Annotated in this window: 15 protein-coding genes; 9 read left to right on the top strand and 6 right to left on the bottom strand. The window is 65.0% G+C overall.

Annotation, left to right across the window (positions count from 1 at the left end):
- From RA24_RS01400 to RA24_RS01370, 7 genes are all read left to right on the top strand, one after another.
- Positions 1 to 2,027, top strand: a 2,027-nt coding sequence (locus RA24_RS01400; protein WP_039189265.1) for a thioesterase domain-containing protein, incomplete at its 5' end; no start/stop codon positions are given.
- A 5-nt stretch (positions 2,028 to 2,032) separates the two neighbouring features.
- A complete protein-coding gene (locus RA24_RS01395; RefSeq protein ID WP_039189235.1) occupies positions 2,033 to 3,049 on the top strand; it encodes a glycosyltransferase family 2 protein in 1,017 nt (338 codons plus the stop codon).
- Positions 3,046 to 7,611 (top strand): MupA/Atu3671 family FMN-dependent luciferase-like monooxygenase, encoded by a 4,566-nt coding sequence (locus RA24_RS01390; protein WP_039189233.1) that lies wholly within the window; start codon positions 3,046 to 3,048, stop codon positions 7,609 to 7,611. The genes RA24_RS01395 and RA24_RS01390 overlap by 4 nt, the downstream gene beginning before the upstream one ends.
- Positions 7,608 to 8,297, top strand: a complete 690-nt coding sequence (locus tag RA24_RS01385; RefSeq protein ID WP_039189230.1) for a 4'-phosphopantetheinyl transferase family protein — start codon at positions 7,608 to 7,610, stop codon at positions 8,295 to 8,297. Before RA24_RS01390 ends, RA24_RS01385 begins: the two co-directional genes overlap by 4 nt.
- Positions 8,294 to 9,232: a hypothetical protein gene (locus tag RA24_RS01380; protein WP_039189228.1), complete on the top strand. Its 939-nt coding sequence runs from the start codon at positions 8,294 to 8,296 to the stop codon at positions 9,230 to 9,232. Before RA24_RS01385 ends, RA24_RS01380 begins: the two co-directional genes overlap by 4 nt.
- Complete coding sequence (locus RA24_RS01375; RefSeq protein ID WP_039189227.1) at positions 9,229 to 11,733, top strand: hypothetical protein; 2,505 nt, start codon at positions 9,229 to 9,231, stop codon at positions 11,731 to 11,733. The genes RA24_RS01380 and RA24_RS01375 overlap by 4 nt, the downstream gene beginning before the upstream one ends.
- On the top strand, positions 11,730 to 12,566 hold the full coding sequence (locus RA24_RS01370; protein ID WP_019298149.1) for a glycosyltransferase family 2 protein: 837 nt from the start codon (positions 11,730 to 11,732) through the stop codon (positions 12,564 to 12,566). The genes RA24_RS01375 and RA24_RS01370 overlap by 4 nt, the downstream gene beginning before the upstream one ends.
- A 132-nt stretch (positions 12,567 to 12,698) precedes the next feature.
- Here RA24_RS01370 and RA24_RS01365 read toward each other — a convergent pair whose 3' ends face one another.
- The gene (locus RA24_RS01365) at positions 12,699 to 13,907 is read right to left on the bottom strand and encodes a glycosyltransferase (RefSeq protein WP_039189224.1); all 1,209 of its coding nucleotides are present in this window, start codon (positions 13,905 to 13,907) and stop codon (positions 12,699 to 12,701) included.
- A gap of 237 nt (positions 13,908 to 14,144) precedes the next feature.
- Here RA24_RS01365 and RA24_RS01360 point away from each other — a divergent pair, with 237 nt between their 5' ends.
- Positions 14,145 to 15,515 carry an oligosaccharide flippase family protein gene (locus RA24_RS01360; protein WP_039189221.1) on the top strand — a complete coding sequence of 457 codons (1,371 nt, stop codon included), beginning with the start codon at positions 14,145 to 14,147 and terminating at the stop codon, positions 15,513 to 15,515.
- Positions 15,516 to 15,580: 65 nt separating this feature from the next.
- Here the strand turns inward: RA24_RS01360 and RA24_RS01355 are convergent, their stop codons facing one another.
- The 3 genes from RA24_RS01355 to RA24_RS01345 all read right to left on the bottom strand — a co-directional run bounded on the left by RA24_RS01355 (position 15,581) and on the right by RA24_RS01345 (position 18,619).
- Positions 15,581 to 16,822 (bottom strand): chain-length determining protein, encoded by a 1,242-nt coding sequence (locus tag RA24_RS01355; protein WP_039170529.1) that lies wholly within the window; start codon positions 16,820 to 16,822, stop codon positions 15,581 to 15,583.
- Between the two features lie 116 nt (positions 16,823 to 16,938).
- Positions 16,939 to 17,856: a CpsD/CapB family tyrosine-protein kinase gene (locus tag RA24_RS01350; protein WP_052269503.1), complete on the bottom strand. Its 918-nt coding sequence runs from the start codon at positions 17,854 to 17,856 to the stop codon at positions 16,939 to 16,941.
- Positions 17,857 to 17,929: 73 nt separating this feature from the next.
- Positions 17,930 to 18,619, bottom strand: coding sequence for a sugar transferase (locus tag RA24_RS01345; RefSeq protein ID WP_052269502.1), 690 nt, complete (start codon positions 18,617 to 18,619; stop codon positions 17,930 to 17,932).
- 849 nt (positions 18,620 to 19,468) lie between these two features.
- On the opposite strand from RA24_RS01345, the gene RA24_RS01340 reads away from it, so the two are divergent.
- The gene (locus RA24_RS01340) at positions 19,469 to 20,320 is read left to right on the top strand and encodes a 2-dehydro-3-deoxygalactonokinase (protein WP_039189215.1); all 852 of its coding nucleotides are present in this window, start codon (positions 19,469 to 19,471) and stop codon (positions 20,318 to 20,320) included.
- 63 nt (positions 20,321 to 20,383) lie between these two features.
- On the opposite strand, the gene RA24_RS01335 is transcribed toward RA24_RS01340, so the two are convergent.
- The gene (locus tag RA24_RS01335) at positions 20,384 to 21,184 is read right to left on the bottom strand and encodes a TIGR03084 family metal-binding protein (RefSeq protein ID WP_039189213.1); all 801 of its coding nucleotides are present in this window, start codon (positions 21,182 to 21,184) and stop codon (positions 20,384 to 20,386) included.
- A gap of 98 nt (positions 21,185 to 21,282) precedes the next feature.
- Positions 21,283 to 22,401 (bottom strand): THUMP domain-containing class I SAM-dependent RNA methyltransferase, encoded by a 1,119-nt coding sequence (locus RA24_RS01330; RefSeq protein WP_039189210.1) that lies wholly within the window; start codon positions 22,399 to 22,401, stop codon positions 21,283 to 21,285.
- Positions 22,402 to 22,461: the final 60 nt, after the last annotated feature.

The raw sequence follows: 22,461 nt of genomic DNA, 5'->3' as shown, positions 1-22,461 counted from the left end.
CGCTGGTAAAGTTAGAAGCTAATGAAAATGGTTATGAACTGTTTGTTTACTCGAGATTTACAAATGGTTACCGTCTGAATTGTCAGGCTTTGCTGGCCTTAGCGGCGGCGGCAGAACGCCCCGCCCCCCTCCCCCTCCAGACGATTTTCACCCGATGCCCGGAGGAGCAGGCGCCTGTGCGCGGGCGCTTGCGATCCCCGCAGGAGGCGCATCTGAACTTCGGGCCGCGCTGGCATGTTCTGGACCGCGCCGCACTGGGGGACGGCGAAGGCATTGCCGCCCTGTCGCTGCCGGATGCGGCGGCGGCTGACGGCTGCCTGCTGCACCCGGGCCTGATGGATCTGGCAACCGGCTGGGCCATGAACCTGATCCCCGGATATGAAGGCACCGCGCTGTGGGTGCCGGTGTCCTACGGGACCATCCGGGTCTTTGCGCCGCTGACACCGCAGGTCTTCAGCCATGTTCGCCTCTCCGAGGGCTCCGGCAGCGGCTCAGCAGCTTTCGATGTGACTCTGACCGGCCCGGACGGCACTGTGCTGGTCGAAATCGAGGGCTTCCGGATGCAGCGCCTGGCGGGCGGGTTTGATGCGGCAGCGGAGCAGGGTGAAGCAGATGCCACCGCCGCACAGCTGGGTCTGGAACCCGCCAGCAGTCCGCAGCCGCTATCGCCTGAGGAACGCCGTCTGCAGCTGAACATCTCCAATGGCATCAAGGCAGAGGACGGCGGCGAGGCCCTTGCCCGCGCCGTGGCCTCTGGCCTGTCGCAGGTGGTGGTTTCTTCGCTCGACCTGCCCGCGCTGATTGCCCAGGCAGACCAGAGCGCACCGGCAGAGACCGAGGCGCAAACCTTCGACCGCCCGCAGCTCGACACCGATTACGTGGCACCGCGCAACCCGGTGGAGGAGCAGCTGGCCAAGCTGTTTGCCTCCCTCCTGGGCGTCAGCCAGGTCGGGATCGAGGACAGCTTCTTTGACCTTGGCGGCCATTCCCTGATTGCGGTCCGGCTGTTCGCACAGGTCAAACGCGCCTTTGGCGTGGAATTCCCGCTGTCGGTGCTGTTTGAAGCGCCCAGCGTCGCCGCCCTGGGAGAGCGGATCATCGAACGCACTGGCGGCGGTGTTGCCGAGGAACCGGGCAGCGAACCGCAAGCGGCGGAAGAGAAACCGAAATTCACCCATCTGGTGCAGCTGCATCCGGGCGATGGCACCGGGCGGCGGCCCTTCTTCCTGGTCGCGGGCATGTTCGGCAACGTGCTGAACCTGCGTCATCTTGCGCTGCTGGTGGGCAAGGACCGCCCGGTCTACGGCCTGCAGGCCAAGGGGCTGGTGGGCAATGATGCGCCGCACGACAGGATCGAGGACGCGGCCCGCAGCTGCTTGGATGAGATCCGCCAGATCCAGCCTGAGGGCCCCTATCTGCTCGGCGGCTTCTCCGGCGGCGGCATCACTGCCTATGAGATCGCGCAGCAGCTGAAGAGTCAGGGCCAGGACACCGCGGCGCTGATCCTGCTGGACACGCCGCTGCCGGTGCGCCCGGTTCTGAACCGGCAGGACAAGGCACTGATCAAGCTGGCCGAGCTGCGCAGCAAGGGGATAGGCTACCTTGGCGAATGGGCCAGGAATCGCATTGCCTGGGAGTTCGAAAAGCGCCGCGCCAAACCGGCGGAAACCGGCGCCCAGCCGGAGTTCAACAACCGCAAGATCGAACTGGCCTTCCGCGCCGCGGTCGAAACCTACGGCCTGCAGCCATGGCACGGCCCGCTGACCCTGTTCCGCCCGCCGCTCGACCGCAAATGGCAGGTCTCGGGCGGCAATTGGGTCAGCAGCGAGCGCGAATACGTGTTTGCCGACAACGACTGGACCCGCATGGCGCCCGCCGTTGAGGTCGAAGAGGTGCCGGGCGACCATGACAGCATGGTGCTGGTGCCGAACGTCAGCGTGCTGGCGGCAGGCGTCAAGGCGCGGCTCGACGCAGCGGACCGGGCAGCGGCCTCCGCCCCGCCGCGCACGGTCCGGGCGGCGGAGTGACTACCATGGCCCAGCAGCGTATCCTCATCATCCTGTTGAATTTCCGCACTCCGGAAATGACCCTGCAATCCGCCGAGGCGGCGCTGCAGGAGCTGGAGGATTTGCCGGGGGAGCTGCTGATCATCGACAACGGCTCCGGCGACGGCTCCTATGAGCATGTCCGGGCAGCGGCAGAAACCCGCGGCTGGCTGGACAGCAACCGGGTCCGGGTGATCGCCTCGCCGGTGAACGGCGGCTTTGGGGCCGGCATGAACATCGGCCTCAGCACCGGCTTGGCGGACGGCAGCGCGCCGGAGTTCTACTATCTCCTGAATTCGGACGCTTTTGTGCAAGGCAGCACCATCCGCACCCTGCGCGACTTCCTGCTGCAGCATCCGGGCGCCGGGCTGGCGGGCTCCTATGTGCGCGGCACCGACGGGACCCCGCACCGCACCGCCTTCCGATTCCCCTCCATCGCGGGCGAGTTTGAGGCCAGCGTGCGCACTGGCCTCTTCACCCGGCTGCTGAAACCCTGGGTGGTCGCCATGGAGATGCCGCAGGCAGAGGTTCAGGTCGACTGGACCGCGGGCGCCAGCCTGATGATCCGCCGCGAGGCGGTCGAGGCCGTGGGCGGCTTTGACGAGACCTTCTTTCTCTACTTCGAGGAAACCGACCTCTGCCGCCGCGCCGCCCGCGCGGGCTGGCGCACCCACTATGTGCCGGCCAGCGAGGTGGCGCATATCGGCTCCGCCTCCACCGGCATGAAGGGCTGGCAGCGCACGCCCGGCTACTGGTTTGACTCGCGTCTGCACTACTTCGTCAAGAACCATGGCCGCGCCTATGCCGCCGCAGCCACATTGGCCCGCATCAGCGGCAGCGTGATCTATGGCCTGCGCCGCCTGATCCAGAGCAAACCGCAGGCTGATCCGCCGTATTTTCTGCGCGATCTCTGCCTGCACAGCTTGCGCGCGCTGTTTGCGCCGCGCCGCACAACACTTACGGAAACGCGCCTCCCTTCTCCGCTTGCAAAGGAGCAGAAATGACCGCATTCACCTGTGCCCTGATCGGCAATGAATCCCTTCTGATCGGCTGCGCCGATGCGCTGCTGGCGCGCGGCCACCTGATCCGGGCGGTGGTGTCCCAGGATGCGGACATTCGCACCTGGGCCGCAGGCAAGGGCTTGGAACTGCTGGACACTCCTGCAGACCTCAGTGGCGGCTTTGACTGGCTGCTGTCGATTGCCAACCTGACGGTGATCCCGGATGCGGTGCTGGCGCAGGCGGCCAAGGGCGCGGTCAACTTTCACGACGGGCCGCTGCCCCACTACGCGGGCCTCAACACCCCGAACTGGGCGCTGATCAACGGCGAGGCGCTGCACGGCATCACCTGGCACCTGATCGAGGGCGGCGTGGATGAGGGCGACATTCTGGCCCAGCGGTTGTTTGATGTGGCCGAGGATGAGACCGCCTTCAGCCTCAACTCCAAATGCTACGCTGCCGCGATGGACAGCTTTGGAGAGGTAGTTACCCAGCTGGAAACCGGTGATCTGAAACGTCAGAAACAGGACCTGAGCCAGCGCCGCCTGTTCAGGAAGTCGGACCGCCCGGCGGCAGGCGGGATGCTGGAATTCACCCGCCCCGCGGCGGAACTGGCGCGGCTGGTGCGGGCGCTGGACACCGGCGGCTACTGGAACCCGATGTGCGCCGCCAAACTGCGCATCGGCGGCACCGTGGTGCTGGCTGGCGCTGCAGAAGTTGCGGAGGGCAGCGGCGCACCGGGCACCGTCCTGGAGGTCAGTAAGGCCAGCGTAAAAATCGCAACCGGCAGCGGTGCCCTTACACTGTCCCGCCTGACCACATTCGCGGGCCAGCCGCTGGACGTTTCAAAACTGGCCGCAGCCGGAGACGAGGTTCCCTCCCTGACCGCAGCAGAGGCCGAGGCACTCACCGCCCGTCTCGCTGCGGTCCAGGGTGGTGAAAGCCACTGGCGCCAGCGGCTCGCCGCGATGCAGCCGGTGCAGGTGCCGCTGACATCGGATACTGGCGGCAGCGGTTTCAACCGCTTGGACATCGCCCTGCCCGCCGGTCTCAGCGAGGAACAGGCCGCAGCTGCTGCCCTCGCCTTTGCCCTGCTCAGCAGCGGCGCGGAAACCGGCGATGTGGCGCTGACGGTAGAGGGGATGGAGGGCCTGCCCGGCCTGATTTCCGGCTGGGTGCCGTTGCAGGCGCGCCAGCAGGACCGCGTTGCATACCTCGTTGAACGCAGCGCGCAAGAGATTGCCAAGGCCCGCAAAACCGGCGGCTTTGCCGAAGACATTGTGGCCCGCGCGCCGGAGATTTCGGCGCAGGCTATGCCCGGTTTCGGTCTTATGCTGGGATCCGATGCAGCGATTGAGGGTTGCGCTGCTACAGCCTCCCTGACCAATGACACCATGGTGCTGCACTGCGACGCAGCCGCTCTGACACCAGACGCCGCAGCCCTGCTCGCCGCGCGGCTGGAGCTGGTGCTGACTGCCATCGCAGAAGACGGCAGCTGCAACGTGGCAGAGCTGCCAATCCTGCCCGAAGCCGAGCGCAAACTGCTGCTGGAGGACTGGAACCAGACCGCCACGGACTACCCTGCGGACCTGACCATCCACGCCGCGTTTGAGGCCCAGGCTGTAAAGACCCCGAAGGCCACCGCGCTGGTGTTCGAGGACCAGAGCTTCACTTACGCTGAGGTCAACGCCCGCGCCAATGCAGTAGCGGGGCGCTTGCGTGAAATGAACGTAAAACCGGGCAGCCATGTCGGCATCCACATCCGCCGCGCGCCGGATCTGGTGTTTGCCGCGCTTGGGGTGATGAAGGCCGGCGGCGCCTATGTGCCGCTGGATCCCGCCTACCCGGCCGACCGCATCGCGCATTACATCACCGACAGCCAGGCGCAGGTGATCGTGACCCAAGGCGCACTGGCCGCCAGCCTGCCTGCCTCAGACGCGCAGGTGCTGAAAATAGAGGACGTCCCTGCGGGGACAGAAGGTGAAAACATTGATGGCGGTGCCACCGGCAGCGATCTGGCTTATCTGATCTATACCTCCGGCTCCACCGGCCTGCCCAAGGGGGTGATGGTCACTCACGACAATGTCGCGAACTTCTTTATCGGCATGGATCAGCGCATCCCGCACCAGCCCGGCGATGCCTGGCTGGCAGTGACCAGCCTCAGCTTCGACATCTCGGTGCTGGAGCTGTTCTGGACCCTCTCGCGCGGGTTCAAGCTGGTTTTGTCCAGTGATGAAAGCAGACTGGAGCTGTCCAAGGGGCCGGTGGCGCTCGGCGACCGGAAGATGGATTTCAACCTGTTCTACTGGGGCAATGACGACGGGCCGGGGCCACAGAAATACCACCTGCTGCTGGAAGGCGCCAAATTCGCTGACCAGCACGGCTTCAACGCGGTCTGGACGCCGGAACGCCACTTTCATGCCTTTGGCGGGCCTTACCCGAACCCGTCCGTCACCGGCGCCGCTGTCGCCGCGGTGACGCAAAACATCGGGGTGCGCTCCGGCTCCTGCGTGGCGCCGCTGCACCATCCGGCGCGGATTGCCGAGGAGTGGGCAGTAATTGACAACCTGACCGCGGGGCGCGCCGGCATCGGCTTTGCCTCCGGCTGGCAGCCGGATGACTTCATCCTGCGGCCCGAAAATACCCCGCCCGCCAACAAGCCCGCGCTGTTTGAAACCATTGAGACCGTGCGCAAGCTGTGGCGCGGCGAGGAGGTGGGTTTTCCCCGCAGGGACGGCGGGGAGCACAGCGTCCTCACCCAGCCCCGCCCGGTGTCCAAGGAGCTGCCGGTGTGGGTCACCACCGCGGGCAACCCGGAGACCTGGCGCGAGGCGGGTGCGATTGGGGCAAATGTGCTGACCCACCTCCTGGGTCAGAGCATCGACGAGGTCGCGGGCAAGATCCGCATCTACCACGATGCCCTGCGCGAGGCCGGCCATGACCCCGCGGATTTCAAGGTCACGCTGATGCTGCACAGCTACCTGGCGCAGACCCGCGAAGAAGCCCGCAAGGTGGCGCGGGAACCGATGAAGGACTACCTGCGCTCTGCCGCAGGGCTGATCAAGCAATACGCCTGGGCCTTCCCCGCCTTCAAGAAACCCGAAGGGGTGAAGAACCCGTTTGAAATGGACCTCGGCATGCTGTCAGAGGAGGAATTGGAAGCCATCCTCGACTTTGCCTTTGAGCGCTATTTCGAGGACTCCGGGTTGTTTGGCACCATTCAGGACGCCTGCCAGCGGGTGGAGCAGCTGAAGCGGATCGGCGTCGATGAAATCGCCTGCCTGATCGACTATGGCATCGCGCCGGATGTGGTGCTGGAGGGGCTGAAACCGCTGGCAGAGGTTCTGCGCCTGTCGAACGCGCCGCAGGAACTGGCGGCGGATGACTTCTCGCTGGCGGCGCAGATTGTGCGCCATGGCGTCAGCCACATGCAATGCACGCCCTCGATGGCGCGGATGATTGCCGCGGACGGGGATGCCAGCGCCTGCCTGGGCCAGCTGCAGCATCTGCTGGTGGGCGGCGAGGCGCTGCCGGGGGATCTGGTGCAGGCCTTGCAGGACACCACAAACGCGGAGCTGCACAACATGTACGGGCCGACCGAGACGACGATCTGGTCGACGGTGGAGAAAATCAGCGCCGTCCCTGCGGGGACAGCCGGCATTGGCACGCCAATTGCCAATACGCAGGTCTATGTGCTGGATGAAAAACAGGCGCCTGTCCCCGCGGGGACTCCAGGCGAATTGTATATTGGCGGCGCGGGTGTCACGGCGGGCTATTGGCAGCGGGAGGAGCTGACCTCTGAACGCTTCGTAAAGGCACCGTTCGCTGCAACACCCCTTTACCGCACCGGCGATCTGGTGCGCTGGAGCAGCGCGGGCAGTCTCGCCTTCCTGGGCCGCACCGATCACCAGGTGAAAATCCGCGGCCAGCGGATCGAGCTGGGCGAGATCGAGGCCGCACTGGTGGCGCAAGCCGGTGTGACGGGCGCCGTTGTGGTGCCGCTTGGCGAAGCTGGCGCAGAGCAGCTGGTTGCCTATATCACCGCAACCGCACCTGTGTCCGGAGAGGCCCTGAAACAGGCGCTGGCGGCGCGGCTGGCTGAGGTCATGGTGCCGGCGCATATCGTCACCCTGGACGCCTTCCCGCTGACACCGAACAAGAAAATCGACCGCAAGGCGCTGCCGGACCCGCAGCCCGCGCAGGCCAATGCCGCCCCGGCAGTTGCGCTGGACGCAGGCGCGCAGGCCCGTATCGCCACGGTCTGGAGCCGCATTCTGGGGGTCAGCGGCATCGGGGCGCAGGACAATTTCTTTGCCCTGGGCGGCCATTCCCTGCTGGCGGTGCAGGCGCACAGGGAATTGCGCGAGGAACTGGGCACCGCGAAACTGTCAATCACCGACATTTTCCGCTTCCCGACCCTGGCGGGACTCGCTGCCCACATCGAAGGGCTTGCAGGTACCCCGGCAAATACGGAACAACAGCCTGAGGCAGCCGCAGCCCCAGACCGCAGCGACATGATGTCGAAACGGCGGGCGATGCGGGCAAACCGCAGGGCAAGAACCGGATGACAGACAGCAACAGCAAACTGGCAGAGCGGCTGGCCTTGGTCCGGCCGCTTTTTGCCGCTGATGTGGCATTGGCCGGGGCGGACCCGCTGGGCACGCCGCCCGCGCCGCTGGCGGAGGAAGCTGCAGGGCTGTCGCCCAACGCGGTGGAGAAACGGCGCAACGAGTTTGCCGCAGGACGGTCCGCTGTGCATCAGGCGATGCGGCAGCTGGACGTGCCCCCTGCCCCAGTACAGGTCGGCAGCGACCGGGCGCCGGTCTGGCCCCCGGGGCTGGTGGGCTCGATCACCCATACCAAGAGCTGCGCGATGGCGGTGCTGGCGCGGGCCGGCGCGGTGCAGGCATTGGGGATCGACGTGGAGGAGGACACGCCGCTGAAGGACGAGCTGCTGCCAGCCATCTGTTCCGACCGTGAACAGGCCTGGCTAAAGCGGCAGGACAATCCCGGCCAGATGGCCAAGGTGATCTTTTCCGCCAAGGAGGCGGCCTATAAGGCACAGTACGCAATAAGCCGGGCGTTTTACGGCTTTGACGGGATGGAGTTGGAGTTTGATCTGGCCGCAAGCGCATTTCAGGCGTTTTTCACTGCCGACCGGCCACCTTTCAAGCGCGGTGAGGCGGTGGGCGGGCGGTTTGCCATTGGTGCGGGCCTGATCATGACCACGGCAGAAATCCGGGGGCGCGGATGATGGGGCGGCGCGGGCTTCTGGCCGCAGGCGCCGCCGCGGCAACGCTGGGGCTGATGGCGTTTGTCACCCGAAGCCGGCCGGTGCCGGTGCCGCCGCCGCTGGACCCGCCGCAGGGGCCGCTTAAGGTGTTTCACCTCGGCCATTCGCTGGTCGGGCCGGACATGCCGCATATGCTGGCGCAGCTGGCACCGGAGGGCCACGGATACAACAGCCAGCTGGGATCGGGCACCTCGCTGAGGGGGCATTGGGAGCCAGACGAGGCGATCCTTGATTTTGAGACTGCCAACAAGGCGCCAGCCTACCGCGATGCGAAGGAGGCCATCGGGTCGGGTGAATACGGCGCCGTGGTGCTGACCGAGATGGTCGAGCTGCGCGATGCGCTGAAGTATTTTGATGCTGCCAAGTATCTGGGAAAATGGGCTGATCTGGCGCGCGGGGCCTCGCCGGAGACGCGTCTCTACTTGTATGAAACCTGGCACCGGCTGGATGACCCGGATGGCTGGCTGGAGCGGATTGAGGGAGACCTTGAGGCCCTGTGGACGCGGCAACTGCTGGGTGCCGACAGCCGCCGCACTCCGCAGCAGCCGGTCTATCTGATCCCCGGCGGGCAGGTGCTGGCCGCAGTGGCACGAGCGGCGGAGGCCGGGGAAATCCCGGGGCTGGCTTCACGTGAATCGCTGTTTGCCCGCACGCCTGAGGGCGATCTGGACACAATCCACATCAATGATCTGGGGGCATATGTGATCGCCCTGACCCATTATGCGGTGCTGTATCAGCGTTCACCGGAAGGTCTGCCGCACCAGCTGACCCGAGCGGACGGTTCCCCGGCGCAGGTATTCCGCCCTGAGGCGGCCGCCAAGGTGCAGGCTATCGTCTGGGACACCGTGCGCGCCCTGCCCCGCACAGGGATTGCTGCCGCGGGAGCGCCAGCATGAAAATGGAGGCGCTGATCACCTCGGTTGTGATGATCGGCCATTCGCTGTTCGGGCCGGACAATCCGCAGATGCTGGAGCAGCTGCTGGACACGCAGGCAGAATCCCGGGTGGAAGCGCAGATCATCAATGGCGCGCCGCTCAGCTATAACTGGCAGCACAGCGACAGCGCCGAAGGTGTTGATTCACGTGAAAGGCTGAAGGCACCCGCGGATGCGGTGATCGTGACTGAGGCGATCCCGCTGGCCAATCACCTGAAATGGAGCGGCACGGAACAGGCGGTCACGCAGTTTTATGAGCTGGCGCGCACGGCCAATCCGGAGGTGCAATTCTACCTGCAGGAAACCTGGCACAGCCTGGACAGCGGCACCGGTGCCGATGTGCCTTTTGACGATGGGGCGGATGTGCCGTGGCGGGTGCGGCTGGAACAAGATCTGCCGCGCTGGCAGGCGGTGGTGGAGGACGTGAACGCCGCCACCGGCGGCACCGTGAAACTGCTGCCAGCCGGCCAGGCAATGGCGCGGCTGGATGATGCGATCCGGGCCGGCACGATGCCGGGGCTCTCTAGCATCCGCGACGTCTTTGCCGATGACATCCACCCCAATGCCACCGGTTTTTATTTTATGGCACTGCTGCAATATGCGGTGCTGACCGGGGAAGATCCCGCGGGGCTGCCGCATCAGCTGAAGGACCGCTGGGGCAAGCCCTACCGTGCCCCCTCCCCCGAACTGGCGGCACGTCTGCAGCAGATCGCCTGGGCCGCCGCCCAGGGGGACGGTATGCGCACTGCGGCTTTGCCCGCAGATCCCGCACCGCTGCCGCAGGACCCGCCCGAGCCCGTGCTCAATGCCGCGGTGCTGGAAGATGCGGCGCAGCCGACAAGAACAGCCTCCCGTCAGCCCATTGCCGTCAACCTCGCGGGCATCGCGGACTGGAGCACCCAGGCCCCCTTTCTGGATCATTTCAAGACCGCGCGGCCCTGGATCGGCCATCTGCCCAGGCGCTGGGGCGGCGCGGATCATGGTGATCTGCTGGCGGCGGGCTATCTTGATCCGGCGGGCTGGCCCACCGCAATCCCGCCGGAATTGAGCTCTATCGGGACGGTGATCCTGACCGATCTGCCAGAGGAAGCGGTGTCGCTGGCCGGCCGCTATGTGCTGCGGTTCGAGGGGGAAGGCATCGTCGAGGTTTTGGGGCGGGCAAAGAACGTCCGCTATGGCAAGGGTGAGGTGCGGTTCGACTTTAATCCCGGCCCCGGCCCGGTGGAGATCCGCATCCAGCGGATGGGCCGCGACGGCGGCTATGTGCGCAATATTACCGTGGTGAAGGAAGAGCATCTGGACGCCTACGATAGCGGCGCCCTGTTCAACCCGCTGTGGCTGGGCCATCTGGACGAATTTGCCGTGCTTCGGTTCATGGACTGGATGGCCACCAATGACTCACAGCAAACGGGATGGGAGGACCGGCCTTTGCGCTCGGATTACACCTGGGCGCAGAAAGGGGTGCCGGTGGAAGTGATGCTGGAACTGGCTAATACGCTGGGCGCCGATCCCTGGTTCAGCATGCCGCATATGGCAGATGACACTTATGTCCGGCAGTTCGCGCAGCAGGTGGAGCGCGGGCTGGACGAGGACCTGCGTGCCTATGTCGAATATTCCAACGAGGTCTGGAACTGGCAGTTCCAGCAGGCCGCATGGGCCGATGCGCAGGCAAAGGCACGATGGGGCGGCGACGGGCTGTGGATGCAGTTTTACGGCGGCCGTGCAGCGGAGGTGGCGCAAATCTGGACCGGGGTGTTCGGCGAAGACAGCCAGCGGCTGGTGCGGGTAATCTCTTCTCAGACCGGCTGGCTGGGGCTGGAGGAGCAGGTGCTGGCTGCACCGCTGTGGAAGGCAGAGCAGGCCGGGCGCCGGGCACCAGCCGCATATTTTGATGCCTATGCGGTGACTGGCTATTTCGGCGGCGTGCTGGGGCTGAAGGAACGCGCCGCGCAGGTGCGGGCTTGGATCGCCGGCAGCCGGGAACAGGCGCAGGCGGTTGCCGCCCGGCGCGGGCTGAGCGGTGCGGCCGCGGAGGAGTTCACGGAACAGCACCGGTATGATGCCGCAAGCGCCCAGGCCGGCGCTGAGCTGCGCGACGGGCTGATTTCGGGCGAAGCAGCCGACACGCTGACCGACCTGCTGGGCCGGGTGCTGCCGTATCACGCAGAAGTTGCGCAACAGCACGGGCTGGAGCTGATCATGTACGAGGGCGGCAGCCATGTGGTGGGCATCGGCCCGATGGTCGAGGATGCGGCGCTGACCAGCTTCTTCACCCATTTCAACTACACTCCCGAGATGGGCGCGCTCTATCAGGAGCTGCTGGCGGGCTGGCAGGCGCTTGGCGGCAGCTTGTTCACCGCCTATTCCGATGTCGGGGCGCCAGGAAAATGGGGCAGCTGGGGCGCATTGCGGACATTGAGCGACCAGAACCCGCGCTGGGATGCGTTGGAGGCCGTAAAATGAGCCTGCGGGTTTCTGTGCTGATCCCGGCCCACAACGAGGCAGACTATATCAAAGGCTGCCTGCAGGCGGTCTTTGCATCCGGCCCGTTGCCTGGTGCAATGACAGCAGAGGTGCTGGTGCTGGCCAATGGCTGCACCGATGAAACCGCAACGTTGGCCCGTGCTGCCACGCCCCCGGAGGGCTGGCATTTGCGGGTGCTTGAACTGCCCGAGGGCGGCAAGCTGGGGGCGCTGAATGCGGGTGATGCTGCGGCACGCGGGGATATCCTGATCTACCTGGATGCCGATGTGCTGGTTTCGCCCGGCCTGCTTCCTCAAATCGCCGTGGCATTGGACTTGGAGGCGCCGCGCTATGCCAGTGGCTGCCCCCAAGTCTCCCCTGCACGTAGCCCGGTGACACGGGCCTATGCGCGGCTGTGGATGCAGCTGCCGTTCTTTTCCAGCGGAGTGCCGGGGTTCGGTATCTTTGCCATGAACCGGGCCGGACGGCAGCGCTGGGGGAACTGGCCGGATATCATTGCCGATGACATCTTTGCCCGGCTGAAATTTGCGCCCGGCGAGCGGGTGCAGGTTCCGGCAAGTTACAGCTGGCCGATGGTCGAGGGGTTCCGCAACTTGGTGAAAGTGCGGCGGCGGCAGAATGCCGGCGTGTCGGAAGTGGCGGCGAAATTTCCTCAGCTGACGCGCAACGAGGACACCGTGAAGGCCAGTGCGGGTACTGCGCTGCAACTTCTGTTGCGGGATCCGTTGGGCTTTCTGGCCTACGGCGCAGTTGCCCTGGCCGTAAAGACACCGCTGTTCGCCTCCCGAACCCGCTGGACCCGCGGCCGCTAAACGCTGATTTGCCGGGGCGCTCCCGCGCCCGCAGGAAGGCTGGCTGTGCCAGACCTCCCTTCGCGGCCTTGGGCCAGGCTCAGCGGGAGCGGTGCATCTTCAGATGCGCAGGCGGCGGGCGGGAGGTGCCGTTTATTGTTTGATTGCCTCGCGGAAATGCGCGGTCAGCTTTGCGGCTTCGATTCCACTGTCGTGGCGCTCCAACACCCGAATGCGCCCCGCCTGCCCCATTGCGGCAAGCTGCTCCTCGGGGGTTTCCGCCAGATCCAGTACTGCTTGAGCCAGTTCAGTCGCGTCCCCCGCAGGCACCAGCCAGCCGGTCTGCCCCGGCACCACCAGTTCCGGCGTGCCGGCGATATAGGTCGCAATTACCGGGCGGGCGGCGGCCATTGCCTCCATCACCACCATCGGCAGGCCTTCGGCAAAGGAGGGCATCACCAGCGCATGGGCGCGGGCCAGTTCAGCCCGCACGCCGTCCTCTGCCAGCCAGCCGGTGAGGGTGATATTCCGCTGCAGCCCAAGGTCGGCAATTGCCGCCTCCAGTTCCGGACGCATTTCACCATCGCCGATCAGCGCCAGATGCACATCCGGGATATGCTCCACCAGCTGCGCCATGGCGCGGACCAGCACCATTTGGCCTTTCTGTTCCACAAACCGCCCGATAGCCGCCAGCCGCAGCGGCCCTTGCGGCAGCGGTGCCGGGTCCGCGAAGTGTTTCGCTTCGATGCCGCAATGCACCACCTTCAGGCTGTTCCATTTGCCAAAAGGCGCCCATCGGCTCAGCTGGCTTTTACCGAAGCTGCTGACTGCCACGGTGAAGGCGGCGCGGCTGATCTTCTCGCCCAGTGACAGCGCATGGGGGGCGTCGAATTCCTCTGGCCCGTGCACGGTGAAACTGTAGCCAGGGCCGCCCAGCACATGCGCCAGCATCGCCACCGCCGCGGAATTGGTGCCGAAATGGGCGTGCATGTGCTGCACGCCTTCTGCCTGACAGCGCTGTTTCACATGGGCCGCTTCACCCAGATAGACCAGATGCCGCAAGACGCCCTTGTCCGAAGCACGCGCCAGCTTGAAAGCCAGCCTCAGCGCCTTTGTAAAATGGAGCGGGCCTGCCAAAGCATCTCGCGTCAAGGCGGCCAGAAGACCGGCCGCGCCAGCCTTCAGCACATACTCTGTGCGAGCGGCCTCGGCCTGATCGCCCGGATCGGCCAGCGATGCTTCGGAAGGGCGCATCGCCAGGCGCAGGACCTCCAAGCCCTGATGTTCCAGCGCCTGCAGTTCACGGCGGATGAAGCTGTGCGAGGGCTGCGGATAAGTGTTCAGAACATAGGCGATTTTCAACGCAGCGGGTTCCCTGCAAGTGCATGTATCCGCGGCAGGTTAGCGTCGGTTTGGCGGCTTGCCCAGCACCCGGTACCGCTTGTCCCGGAGGCGTGGAGAATGCAGCACAGACGCCAGGATTGTTGAGGTATTTTCCGCGCTTGTGCAGCTTATAAGCCCGAAGGCAGTCCGTACAATTGACGCCCCTGCCCGGCCCGCCTAGCCTTCGGCACTGAACCTTTGGGGAAATGCGCCGACATGCAGCGGGTTGCTTCTCTTTTTGCCGGTCAGGGGATGATGGCGCGGGTGCTGCGCTCCGCCTCCTGGCTGATGATCGGATACGGCGGCAGCCAGGCCTTGCGGCTGGCCTCTAACCTGATCCTGACGCGCATCCTGTTCCCGGAAGCCTTCGGTATGATGGCGCTGGTTACGGTGGTGACGGTGGGGCTGTCGCTGTTTTCCGACGTGGGTATCGGGCCGTCGATTGCCCAGAACAAACGGGGTGACGATCCGGCGTTTCTTGATACGGCCTGGACCATTCAGGTGATCCGGGGGTTCGGGTTGTGGGCGCTGACGGCTCTGCTGGCTTGGCCTGCGGCCGCGTTCTATGGCACTCCGGAGCTGCTGATCTACCTGCCCATCGCGGGAGCGGGGCTGGCGGTTGCCGGCTTCAACCCGACCCGGATCGAGACCGCACACCGGCATCTTCTGGCGGGGCGGGTTACGGTGCTGGATCTGGCGGGCCAGGTGATCGGACTGGCGGCGATGGTCGGGCTGGCGCTGGCTACGCAATCGGTGATCGCGCTGGTGCTGGGCGGGGTCATTCAGGCCGCAGCCAAGCTGGCGCTGTGCCACTACGGCCTGCCGGGGGCGGCCAACCGCTTCCGTTGGGAGAAGGCCGCGGCGCGGGAATTGATCCATTTCGGCAAGTGGATTTTCCTGTCCACCGCGTTCTGGTTTCTAACCTCGCAAGGGGACCGGGCGATCCTGGGGAAATTTGTCAGCTTGGAGGTGCTGGGTGTCTACAACATCGGCTATTTCCTGGCGAGTTTTCCGATGCTGCTGGGTCATGCGGTGAACCAGCGGCTGATGATCCCTGTGTATCGCGACAAGCCCGCACAGGCGGCGCCGGGGAATCTGCGGCGGCAGCGGCAGCTGCGCAGCGGGCTGACCGGTGGTATCCTCGGGTTGCTTCTGGTGATGGCTTGGGCCGGGCCATGGCTGGTTCATCTGCTGTATGATGACCGGTACATGCAAGCCGGGCCTATGATCGTGCTGATTGCATTGGCGCTGGCCCCTGCGGTGATCACCATGACATATGATCAAGCGGCACTAGCTGCTGGCGATAGCCGCGGGTTCTTTGTATTCTCCGCCGCGCGGGCCTGCCTGCAGACAGTCATGTTTCTGGGCGGGGTTGCCTGGTTCGGGCTGGCAGGCGGCATTACGGCGCTGGGTCTGGCAATGCTGGGGGCTTACCCGGTGCTGGTGCGGCTGGCGCGCAGGCATCACGTCTGGGATCCCCTGCATGATACTGGCTATGCGCTGCTGACACTGGCCGCTGGCGGGGCGGCGCTGCATTGGCATTGGGCAGAGGTAACTGCAATGGCGGGGGCGCTGGGAACACCCTGATCTCAATAACCAGGGAAAACTGACCCATCGGCCAGCTAACGGTTGCTGATTTCAGACAAAATTTCCTACGCCTTGCGCCGGAACAGCCCGCGGCGCGGCGGGCGCGTGTCCATTTCAGGGATGGACACCACCGGTACCAGGCCGGTCTCCCGCTCCATTTGTACGGCGGTGCGCAGCACCGGATGGCGCAGTTCCTGCAAGAAAGCAGCCAGCAGGGCAAGAATCGCACTGACCGCCGCGCCCATAAGCGCCTTCGTTTTACGGGCACCGGTCACCGGGTAGTCCGGCAGAGGTGCCGGCTCAATCACCGTCAGCCGTTCTGCCTGACGGCTGGTCTCCAGCCGGAACCCAACCTCAGCCTCGTTGCGGCGGGCCGTCATTTGCGCCAGCTCCCCCTGCAGCTGCGCCAGCCGCCGGTCATAGGCGCCCAGCTGGCGCTCCACCTCCGGGGTGGTCTGCAATGACGCCTCAAGCCCGGCCTTGCGCTGGGTCAGCAGTGCCTCCTGGGCGTCCAGCGTGGCCAGCTGCTGCTCGGCCTCTTCCTGCATGCGCCGCGCAGTTGCAGGGCGTTCGGTAGTCTGGGCCTGATCAGCAGCGCGGCGGATCTCGATCCGCTCGCGGGCGATTTCCAGGAGACCCTCGTTCATCGCGGCGATTTCGGCCCGGCGGAATTCAATTGTGCCAGGCAAGGTCACATCATTTGCGTTGCGAAAGGCGGCGATCTCATCCTCCAGCGCCGCGACCTGATCCGCCAGGGCCGCTTCCTTTTCTGCAAAGAAGCTGAGCGTTTCGCGGGCCTGGTCGATGCGGGTGGCGATGCTGAGTTCTATGGTGCGGCGCCCGAATTCGCTGGCGACCTGCTGGGCCTGCTCTGCGGTTGGCATCCGGGCGGTAATGGTCAGTACCGAAATAGTGCCGTCGTCGGCAAAGCCTTCGCGAGCGGCTGCAACGCCCGTAATCTGCACGGAAGTCCGCAGCTGCACGACCTTTTGCAGATCGGTCAAGGCGTTCTGGTCAGCGTAAATGCCATATTTTTCGATGATTTCCAGCAGGGTGCCACGGGCCATCAGACGCTGTTCGATCAGCTGCATACGGCGGGCAGAGGAGCCTTCGACGGTGGATTTGGCCAGCTCGCCGGCGATCTGCGGCTGGGTGATCTGAAGTACCTCGGCGGTTTCATATTCATGCTGCTGACTGGCGGCGAACCACAGTGACACCAGGCAGCCGAGGACAAAAACGCAGGCGATCATGAACAGCCTGCGCTGCACCATGTCCAGAAAATCACCCAGAGAATAAATCGGCCCCATCTGTCTGCTCTCATGCTGCCGGGGTGCCCGGTGTGTTCAAATGCCAGCCGGCCTCATACGGACCGCCGCCCGGTTTTACACCATAGCAAACAGGCGAAACTATGGCGTTTGCGTCTTCAGTGCAGGGGGCAGTCGGATTTGCGCGCCCGGTTCAGCACCACGCCCAAAAGCTGAGTGTGTCCCGCCAGCACTTTTTCGCAGGCGGCCAGCTGCGCGGCGGTGGTGCTGGTGCCATCAGAGACCAGCAGCACACCGTCCACCTGCGGCAGGACGGCGGCAGTGTCGTCATGCTCCAGCACCGGCGGCAGATCAAACAGCGCGGTATCGGCACCGCTGCGAAGCATCAGTTCGTCCAAAGCGGCGCTGCAACTGCGGCTGTGCAGGATTTCGGCGGCGTTCTGATCCGCCGCGCTGTTCAGGCCAACCGCCAGCGACGGCAGCGGGCGCAGCAAGTGCTCTTCCATCGGGGCAGCGCCGGACAAAAACGCGTTCATTTCCGCCTGAACCGGTATCCCCATGGCTTGTGCCACCCCAGGGCGGCGGAAATTCATGTCAAGCAGCACGGTCCGGCTGCCCGGCACTCTTGCCAGGCTAAGCGCCAGGTTGACCGCCGAGAACGTGGTGCCGCAGCCCCCGGCAGGGGCCGTCACCGCCACCCGCTTCCAGCCGCGGGCCTTCAGAGTGTGCAGCAGCCGAGTGCGCAACAGGTCAAAGGACTTGGACGCGGGCGCAGTGCGTAAGCGGCTAACCAGAGGCAGGCAACGCGACCCGTCTGCCTCTGCATCAAACGGGACTTGGCGGATCCGGTCCCAAGGCTCCGGCAGGGTGGCGGGCAACTGGGCGGCAACAGATGAGGCGGGGGCAGATAAGGGACGTTCCTCCGCGGCAGCGGAGGGTGTGGCATCCGCCGGCGCGCGGCGGCGGAACCGCTTAAAACCTTGCTCGGTCATGACGTCCTCGTCGTCCTTCTGTGTCTTCTGCGGGCCGCGCACCGGGCTGGCGGTGACGGCTTCTGATGACGCAAAATGCTTCACAACCTTGCTCCCTGCAATGGCTGGCTGATCTGCTGCATGCGCCTGACGGCCCGGACAACAGATCAAACAGGCCTTAATATCCCGTGCCTTTCAGCACGACACCGACGGTCCGCCAGATCAGCGACAGATCCCCGGTAAATGACAAACCGCGCTTGTAGTCGGCATCCGCCTGCGCGCGGCTGGCGAAGCTGCCCTCATTGCGAACCGACACTTGCCAAGCGCCGGTAATGCCCGGCCGCAAGGCAAAATAGGCCCGCGCATCGCCATATAACGGCAGCTGCTCCGGCATCATCGGCCGCGGTCCGACCAGGCTCATGTCCCCCTTGGCCACGTTCCAAAGCTGCGGCAGCTCATCCAGCGAGGTGGCGCGCAGAAACCGCCCGACCCGGGTGATCCGCGGATCGTTCTTCAGCTTTTGAGTTTCCTCCCATTCCCGGCGCAGAGCCGGGTCAGTGTCCAGGTAGTGCTGCAGTAGCAAGTCAGCATCCCGCACCATCGTGCGCAGTTTCAGAATGCGGAACACCTGACCGCCGCGGCCCAGCCGTGCCTGAGTGTAGAAGGGGCGGCCGCCCTCCAGCGCCAGCGCAGCAGCGCAAAGAGCGATCAGCGGAAGAACCACAGGCAGGCTCAGCAGCACCAGCAGCACGTCCAGCCCGCGTTTACCGCCGCCGGCGTATGCTCCGCCGCCAGCGCCCTTTACGGCTTGCCGAGCCGGTGAAAGGCCGCTCAGCGAGGCATTCATGTTTGCTGCCTTCAAATGCATAGAATTGAACAGGGGAACGGCCGTTGCAGACCGTCCGCCTTCCGCATCAACGTGCACTAAAGACAGCCCCGCCCCTCCGGGAACCATGTCTTTCATTCCACACCCCTCGTTCCAGCCATTTGCCCGGCCGGGCCGCCGCTGATTGCGGCGGTCATTCAAAACTCACATTGACAGCCCGCAAGCCACTGGCCGCGGAATGCCGCTACTGATTTTCCGGTTCAAAACCGGGCACGCCCCCACGCGCCCGCGCTTTTTTTTTAATGCCGCCCAATCCCCTGGCGGCGGTGCGTTGCAGCACTCCGCCCTAATTAGGACAAATTTAGACAATTGCGCGCAAAATTTTCATTTTCCCGCAAAACGCCCTCAAACTGCGCCTTGCACAGGAAGAATCAGGAAACAATGGAAGAAGAGTGATTAGAATTGTTTCCGCAAGAGGTCGGACGTTTCCCGGAATCAATGTTCCGCTGCTTTCGGGAATTTTCCAGGCCGCGAAGCCGCGGGAAAATGTCCCTTGCCACCCTCAACTTATTCGGAACCGAGCGGAGTAAACCCATCTGCCAGAGACGGTACCAACTGCACAGCAGCCTGAAAATCGGGGCCAACAGAAAGCACTCGCCTGCTGATAGCCTATTGCCGGTGGATATTGCAATTCCCCGGGAATGGGGAAGAGCGGTTAAATAATCGATACCGCAATTGCCCTATTGAACGGCAACAGTGCGGAGCATGAATATTGCAGAAAGTCCCTGTATTCCTGCATCTCCTCGCTGTGAACCGGCAGGCCGCACACTTGCCGGAAACCGGAAACACAGCCATAAGCCTCAGCAAAGCGATGGCAGAAGGGGTGTAGCCATGATGCAATCTCCCGGCAGCGGCGCCAGCTGGCTGGCCGCCAACCTGGACGGAACCGCACTGACCGCCTGGACCATGACCGGCAGCACTGCAGGCCCGGCACAGCGGCTGCACCTGCCCGGCAACGGCCCGGATAAACTTTCTGCCGGTTTACGGCAGTTGCTGGCAGGCGGGGCACTGCCGGTAGTGCTGGGTGGCAGCACCCTGGTGCCTGCGCAGCCAGTGCCCGCCGTTCCTGCAGACCTGCCTTTGACGGCAGCCCCGCTGGAGGAGCTGACCGTTCATGCCCTGCCAGGGCTGAGCCAGTCTGCGCCGTGCGGGCTGATACAGGGTGCCGCTGCCCGGCTGAGCGGCTTCTTGCAGCTGAACCCGGACTGGGACGGCGTGGTCTGCCTGCCGGACACCGGTGTGACCCATTGGGTGCAGGTCAGTGCCAGAGAAGCAGTCAGCTTTCAAAGCGCGCTTACCGGGCAGCTGGCGGCTGCGGTTGCGCAGCCAATGGCGCTGGAAGCCGCAGGCAGCTGCAGCAAGGCAGCGCTTGCTGAGGCGGCAGCCGACGGCATTGCCAAACCGGAACTGCTGGCAGCGCGGCTGGCGTCTTTGCAGGCGGACGCCGCGCTGGGGCAGTTGCAGGCGGACACAGCGCGGGGACGGCTCTGGGGGCTCCTATTGGGGGCGGAGCTGGCTGCTGCCCGCCCCTACTGGCTGGGCCAGAACCTGGCGCTGCTGGCTGAAGCGCCGCTGCAGCCGCTTTATGCCGCGGCGCTGGAGGCCCAAGGGCTGCCGGTCACCGTGGCAGACCCGCTGCGCATGACGCTGGAAGGGCTGACCCGGGCCTGGGCCGCGAACTGATCGCGGCACCGGCTTGCGGCATGGGCGTACTTCGGGGCTTCCAGAACCCGCAGCGCCAAAACTTCAGCGGCCGGTCCTGAAGCGCGCACCCTTGCCGGGCGGGGTTTCCGGCGGTCCGGCAAAGCACTGTGCGATGCGCATCCAGTTTTCCGCTGCTGCACCAACGGCCTGCAGCCGGGTATCCTGGATATTGCGCACTTGAGTGACAACTTGTGCAAACTCCACCGCAGAGCCTTTGATATAGTTCGCGTCCTGCGGGGCATTCCATTCCCAGAGCGCTCCCGAAGGCCCGGTCAGCTGGACAAAGGGCGCTGGCTCCGGCACGTCCAGCCCGCGGTTGCGGAAACTCCAGCCATATGTGGCTACCCCCAGATGCGCAATGTTGCGGATGCGGTCCTGCTCCTGCCGCTCATGCCCCAAGAGGTCGAACACCTCCTGCCCGTGCGCCCAGGTCTCCATCTGCCGTGCTGTGATAGAGCTGAGCGCACTCATGTTCGGCCCGATCCATTTCAGCCGCGCCTTGGGATCTGCCGCAGCGAATGCATCGGCGCAGCGCTCCGCCCCTTCACGCCAGGCCGCAAGCAACGCCCGGCCGCTGAGGCCGTCCAGCCAGGGAAACTGGCATTCGAGGATGGTACGCCCAGCTTGCATGTCCTGCAGGACCGGCGCGATGAAGGAGGTAAAGGCGCCCTCCCCTTTCAGCGAGGCCTCTGCCGCAGCGTTGAACAGGTGCAGATGCCCCAGCACATGATCAATGGTCCAGTCTTTGAATTGAGTTGCGCGGTGAAACTCCGCCTCCGGCAGTTCCTCAAGGATGGCTGCCAGGGTGCGGCTTTCGGCGCGGAAATCTTCAGCCTGCTGCATAGTTCTCCCCTAATGCTCCGCCTGGCAGGATAGCCGGGCCGGGCGCAGGCCGGAAACAGAGACCAAGCGTCACAAAATAAGCCGCCGGGGCGGCCGCCTCAGGGTAGCGGAGCGGTCTTGAACAGACGGATTTTCAGCCCGCCGTGGGCCACAGTCGCGCCGAACGGCAGGAACGGCAGGTTGGTCGCCTTGGCGAGGCTGGATTCCGAGGTGACAATGCCCACCCGCCAGCCGGAGAACCGCTCCGTCAGCACCTGCCCCAACGCGCCGTAAAGGGCATAGAGCAGTTTCTTGTTGCCGATCCGGGCGCCATAGGGCGGGTTGACGATGACTAGGCCCGGCGGGCCATCCGGGCGCTGCAGGTCGCTGACCGCGGCCTGTGCAAATCGGGTGCAATCGTCCACGCCCGCCCGGTCCGCGTTGGCAGCGGCCATCTCCACGGCACCCGCGTTGCGGTCCGAGCCGTGGAACAGGATGTCCGTTTCGCGCGCCTCGCCCTGCTGCTTCAGCTCTGCCCAGGCGTCTGCATCGAAGGTTGCCAGCTGCTCAAAGGCAAAGTTGCGGCTGCGGCCGGGCAGCAGGCCCTTGGCGATCTCTGCCGCCTCGATCACGAAGGTGCCGGAGCCGCACATCGGATCGACCACAGGCTCGCTGCCGTTAAAACCGCATTCGCGCAGGAACAGGGAAGCGAGATTTTCCCGCATCGGCGCCTTGCCAACAGCGGATTTGTGGCCACGCTTGTGCAGACCCTCGCCCGAGGTATCGACGCTGAAGACACAGAGGTTGTCCTCAATGCGCAGCTTGACCGTCAGCTCTGCGTCCTTGGTGACGGGGGCGCCGAGGGTCTCGGCAATTGCCTTTTCCACCCTCTGGGCAGCGGCGCCGGCGTGGTAGATCTTGGATTTCTTGTTGGTGGACACCTCCACCTTCACCGGCACATCCGGACGCAGCACGTCACTCCAGGGGAACTTGCGCGACCGTTTGTCGAGCTGGGCCAGATGGAAGGCGCGGAATTCGCCGATCCGCGCCAGCACCCGCGCAGCGCCGCGCAAGCACAGGTTTGCGCGCCAGACCTCGCGCCAATCGCCCTGCACCGTGACCCCGCCCGGCACAGCCATTGGACTGGCAAAACCCTGTTCCTTGGCCTCAGCCAGCAACGCCTGTTCCAGTCCCGGCGGTGCGGTCAGGAAGATCTCAAATGTGCTTTCTTGCGTCATGCTGCCCTCCTTAGACGCAAAGCAGATCCGCGGCGACTGTTTTTTCCGGTCGCGCCATGA

It is taken from the genome of Leisingera sp. ANG-M6 (assembly GCF_000813905.1).
Taxonomy (GTDB): domain Bacteria; phylum Pseudomonadota; class Alphaproteobacteria; order Rhodobacterales; family Rhodobacteraceae; genus Leisingera.
The sequence above is the reverse complement of the archived record's forward strand: the minus strand, read 5'-3'. Positions and strand labels throughout refer to the sequence as shown.

What these genes read in the sequence shown, in the direction of transcription:
- RA24_RS01330 (WP_039189210.1), bottom strand. Translation starts at nt 22,401, where the DNA reads ATGACGCAAGAAAGCACATTTGAGATCTTCCTGACCGCACCGCCGGGA.
- RA24_RS01395 (WP_039189235.1), top strand. Translation starts at nt 2,033, where the DNA reads ATGGCCCAGCAGCGTATCCTCATCATCCTGTTGAATTTCCGCACTCCG.
- RA24_RS01370 (WP_019298149.1), top strand. Translation starts at nt 11,730, where the DNA reads ATGAGCCTGCGGGTTTCTGTGCTGATCCCGGCCCACAACGAGGCAGAC.
- RA24_RS01390 (WP_039189233.1), top strand. Translation starts at nt 3,046, where the DNA reads ATGACCGCATTCACCTGTGCCCTGATCGGCAATGAATCCCTTCTGATC.
- RA24_RS01340 (WP_039189215.1), top strand. Translation starts at nt 19,469, where the DNA reads ATGATGCAATCTCCCGGCAGCGGCGCCAGCTGGCTGGCCGCCAACCTG.
- RA24_RS01375 (WP_039189227.1), top strand. Translation starts at nt 9,229, where the DNA reads ATGAAAATGGAGGCGCTGATCACCTCGGTTGTGATGATCGGCCATTCG.
- RA24_RS01360 (WP_039189221.1), top strand. Translation starts at nt 14,145, where the DNA reads ATGCAGCGGGTTGCTTCTCTTTTTGCCGGTCAGGGGATGATGGCGCGG.
- RA24_RS01335 (WP_039189213.1), bottom strand. Translation starts at nt 21,184, where the DNA reads ATGCAGCAGGCTGAAGATTTCCGCGCCGAAAGCCGCACCCTGGCAGCC.
- RA24_RS01380 (WP_039189228.1), top strand. Translation starts at nt 8,294, where the DNA reads ATGATGGGGCGGCGCGGGCTTCTGGCCGCAGGCGCCGCCGCGGCAACG.
- RA24_RS01355 (WP_039170529.1), bottom strand. Translation starts at nt 16,822, where the DNA reads ATGGGGCCGATTTATTCTCTGGGTGATTTTCTGGACATGGTGCAGCGC.
- RA24_RS01345 (WP_052269502.1), bottom strand. Translation starts at nt 18,619, where the DNA reads ATGCATTTGAAGGCAGCAAACATGAATGCCTCGCTGAGCGGCCTTTCA.
- RA24_RS01385 (WP_039189230.1), top strand. Translation starts at nt 7,608, where the DNA reads ATGACAGACAGCAACAGCAAACTGGCAGAGCGGCTGGCCTTGGTCCGG.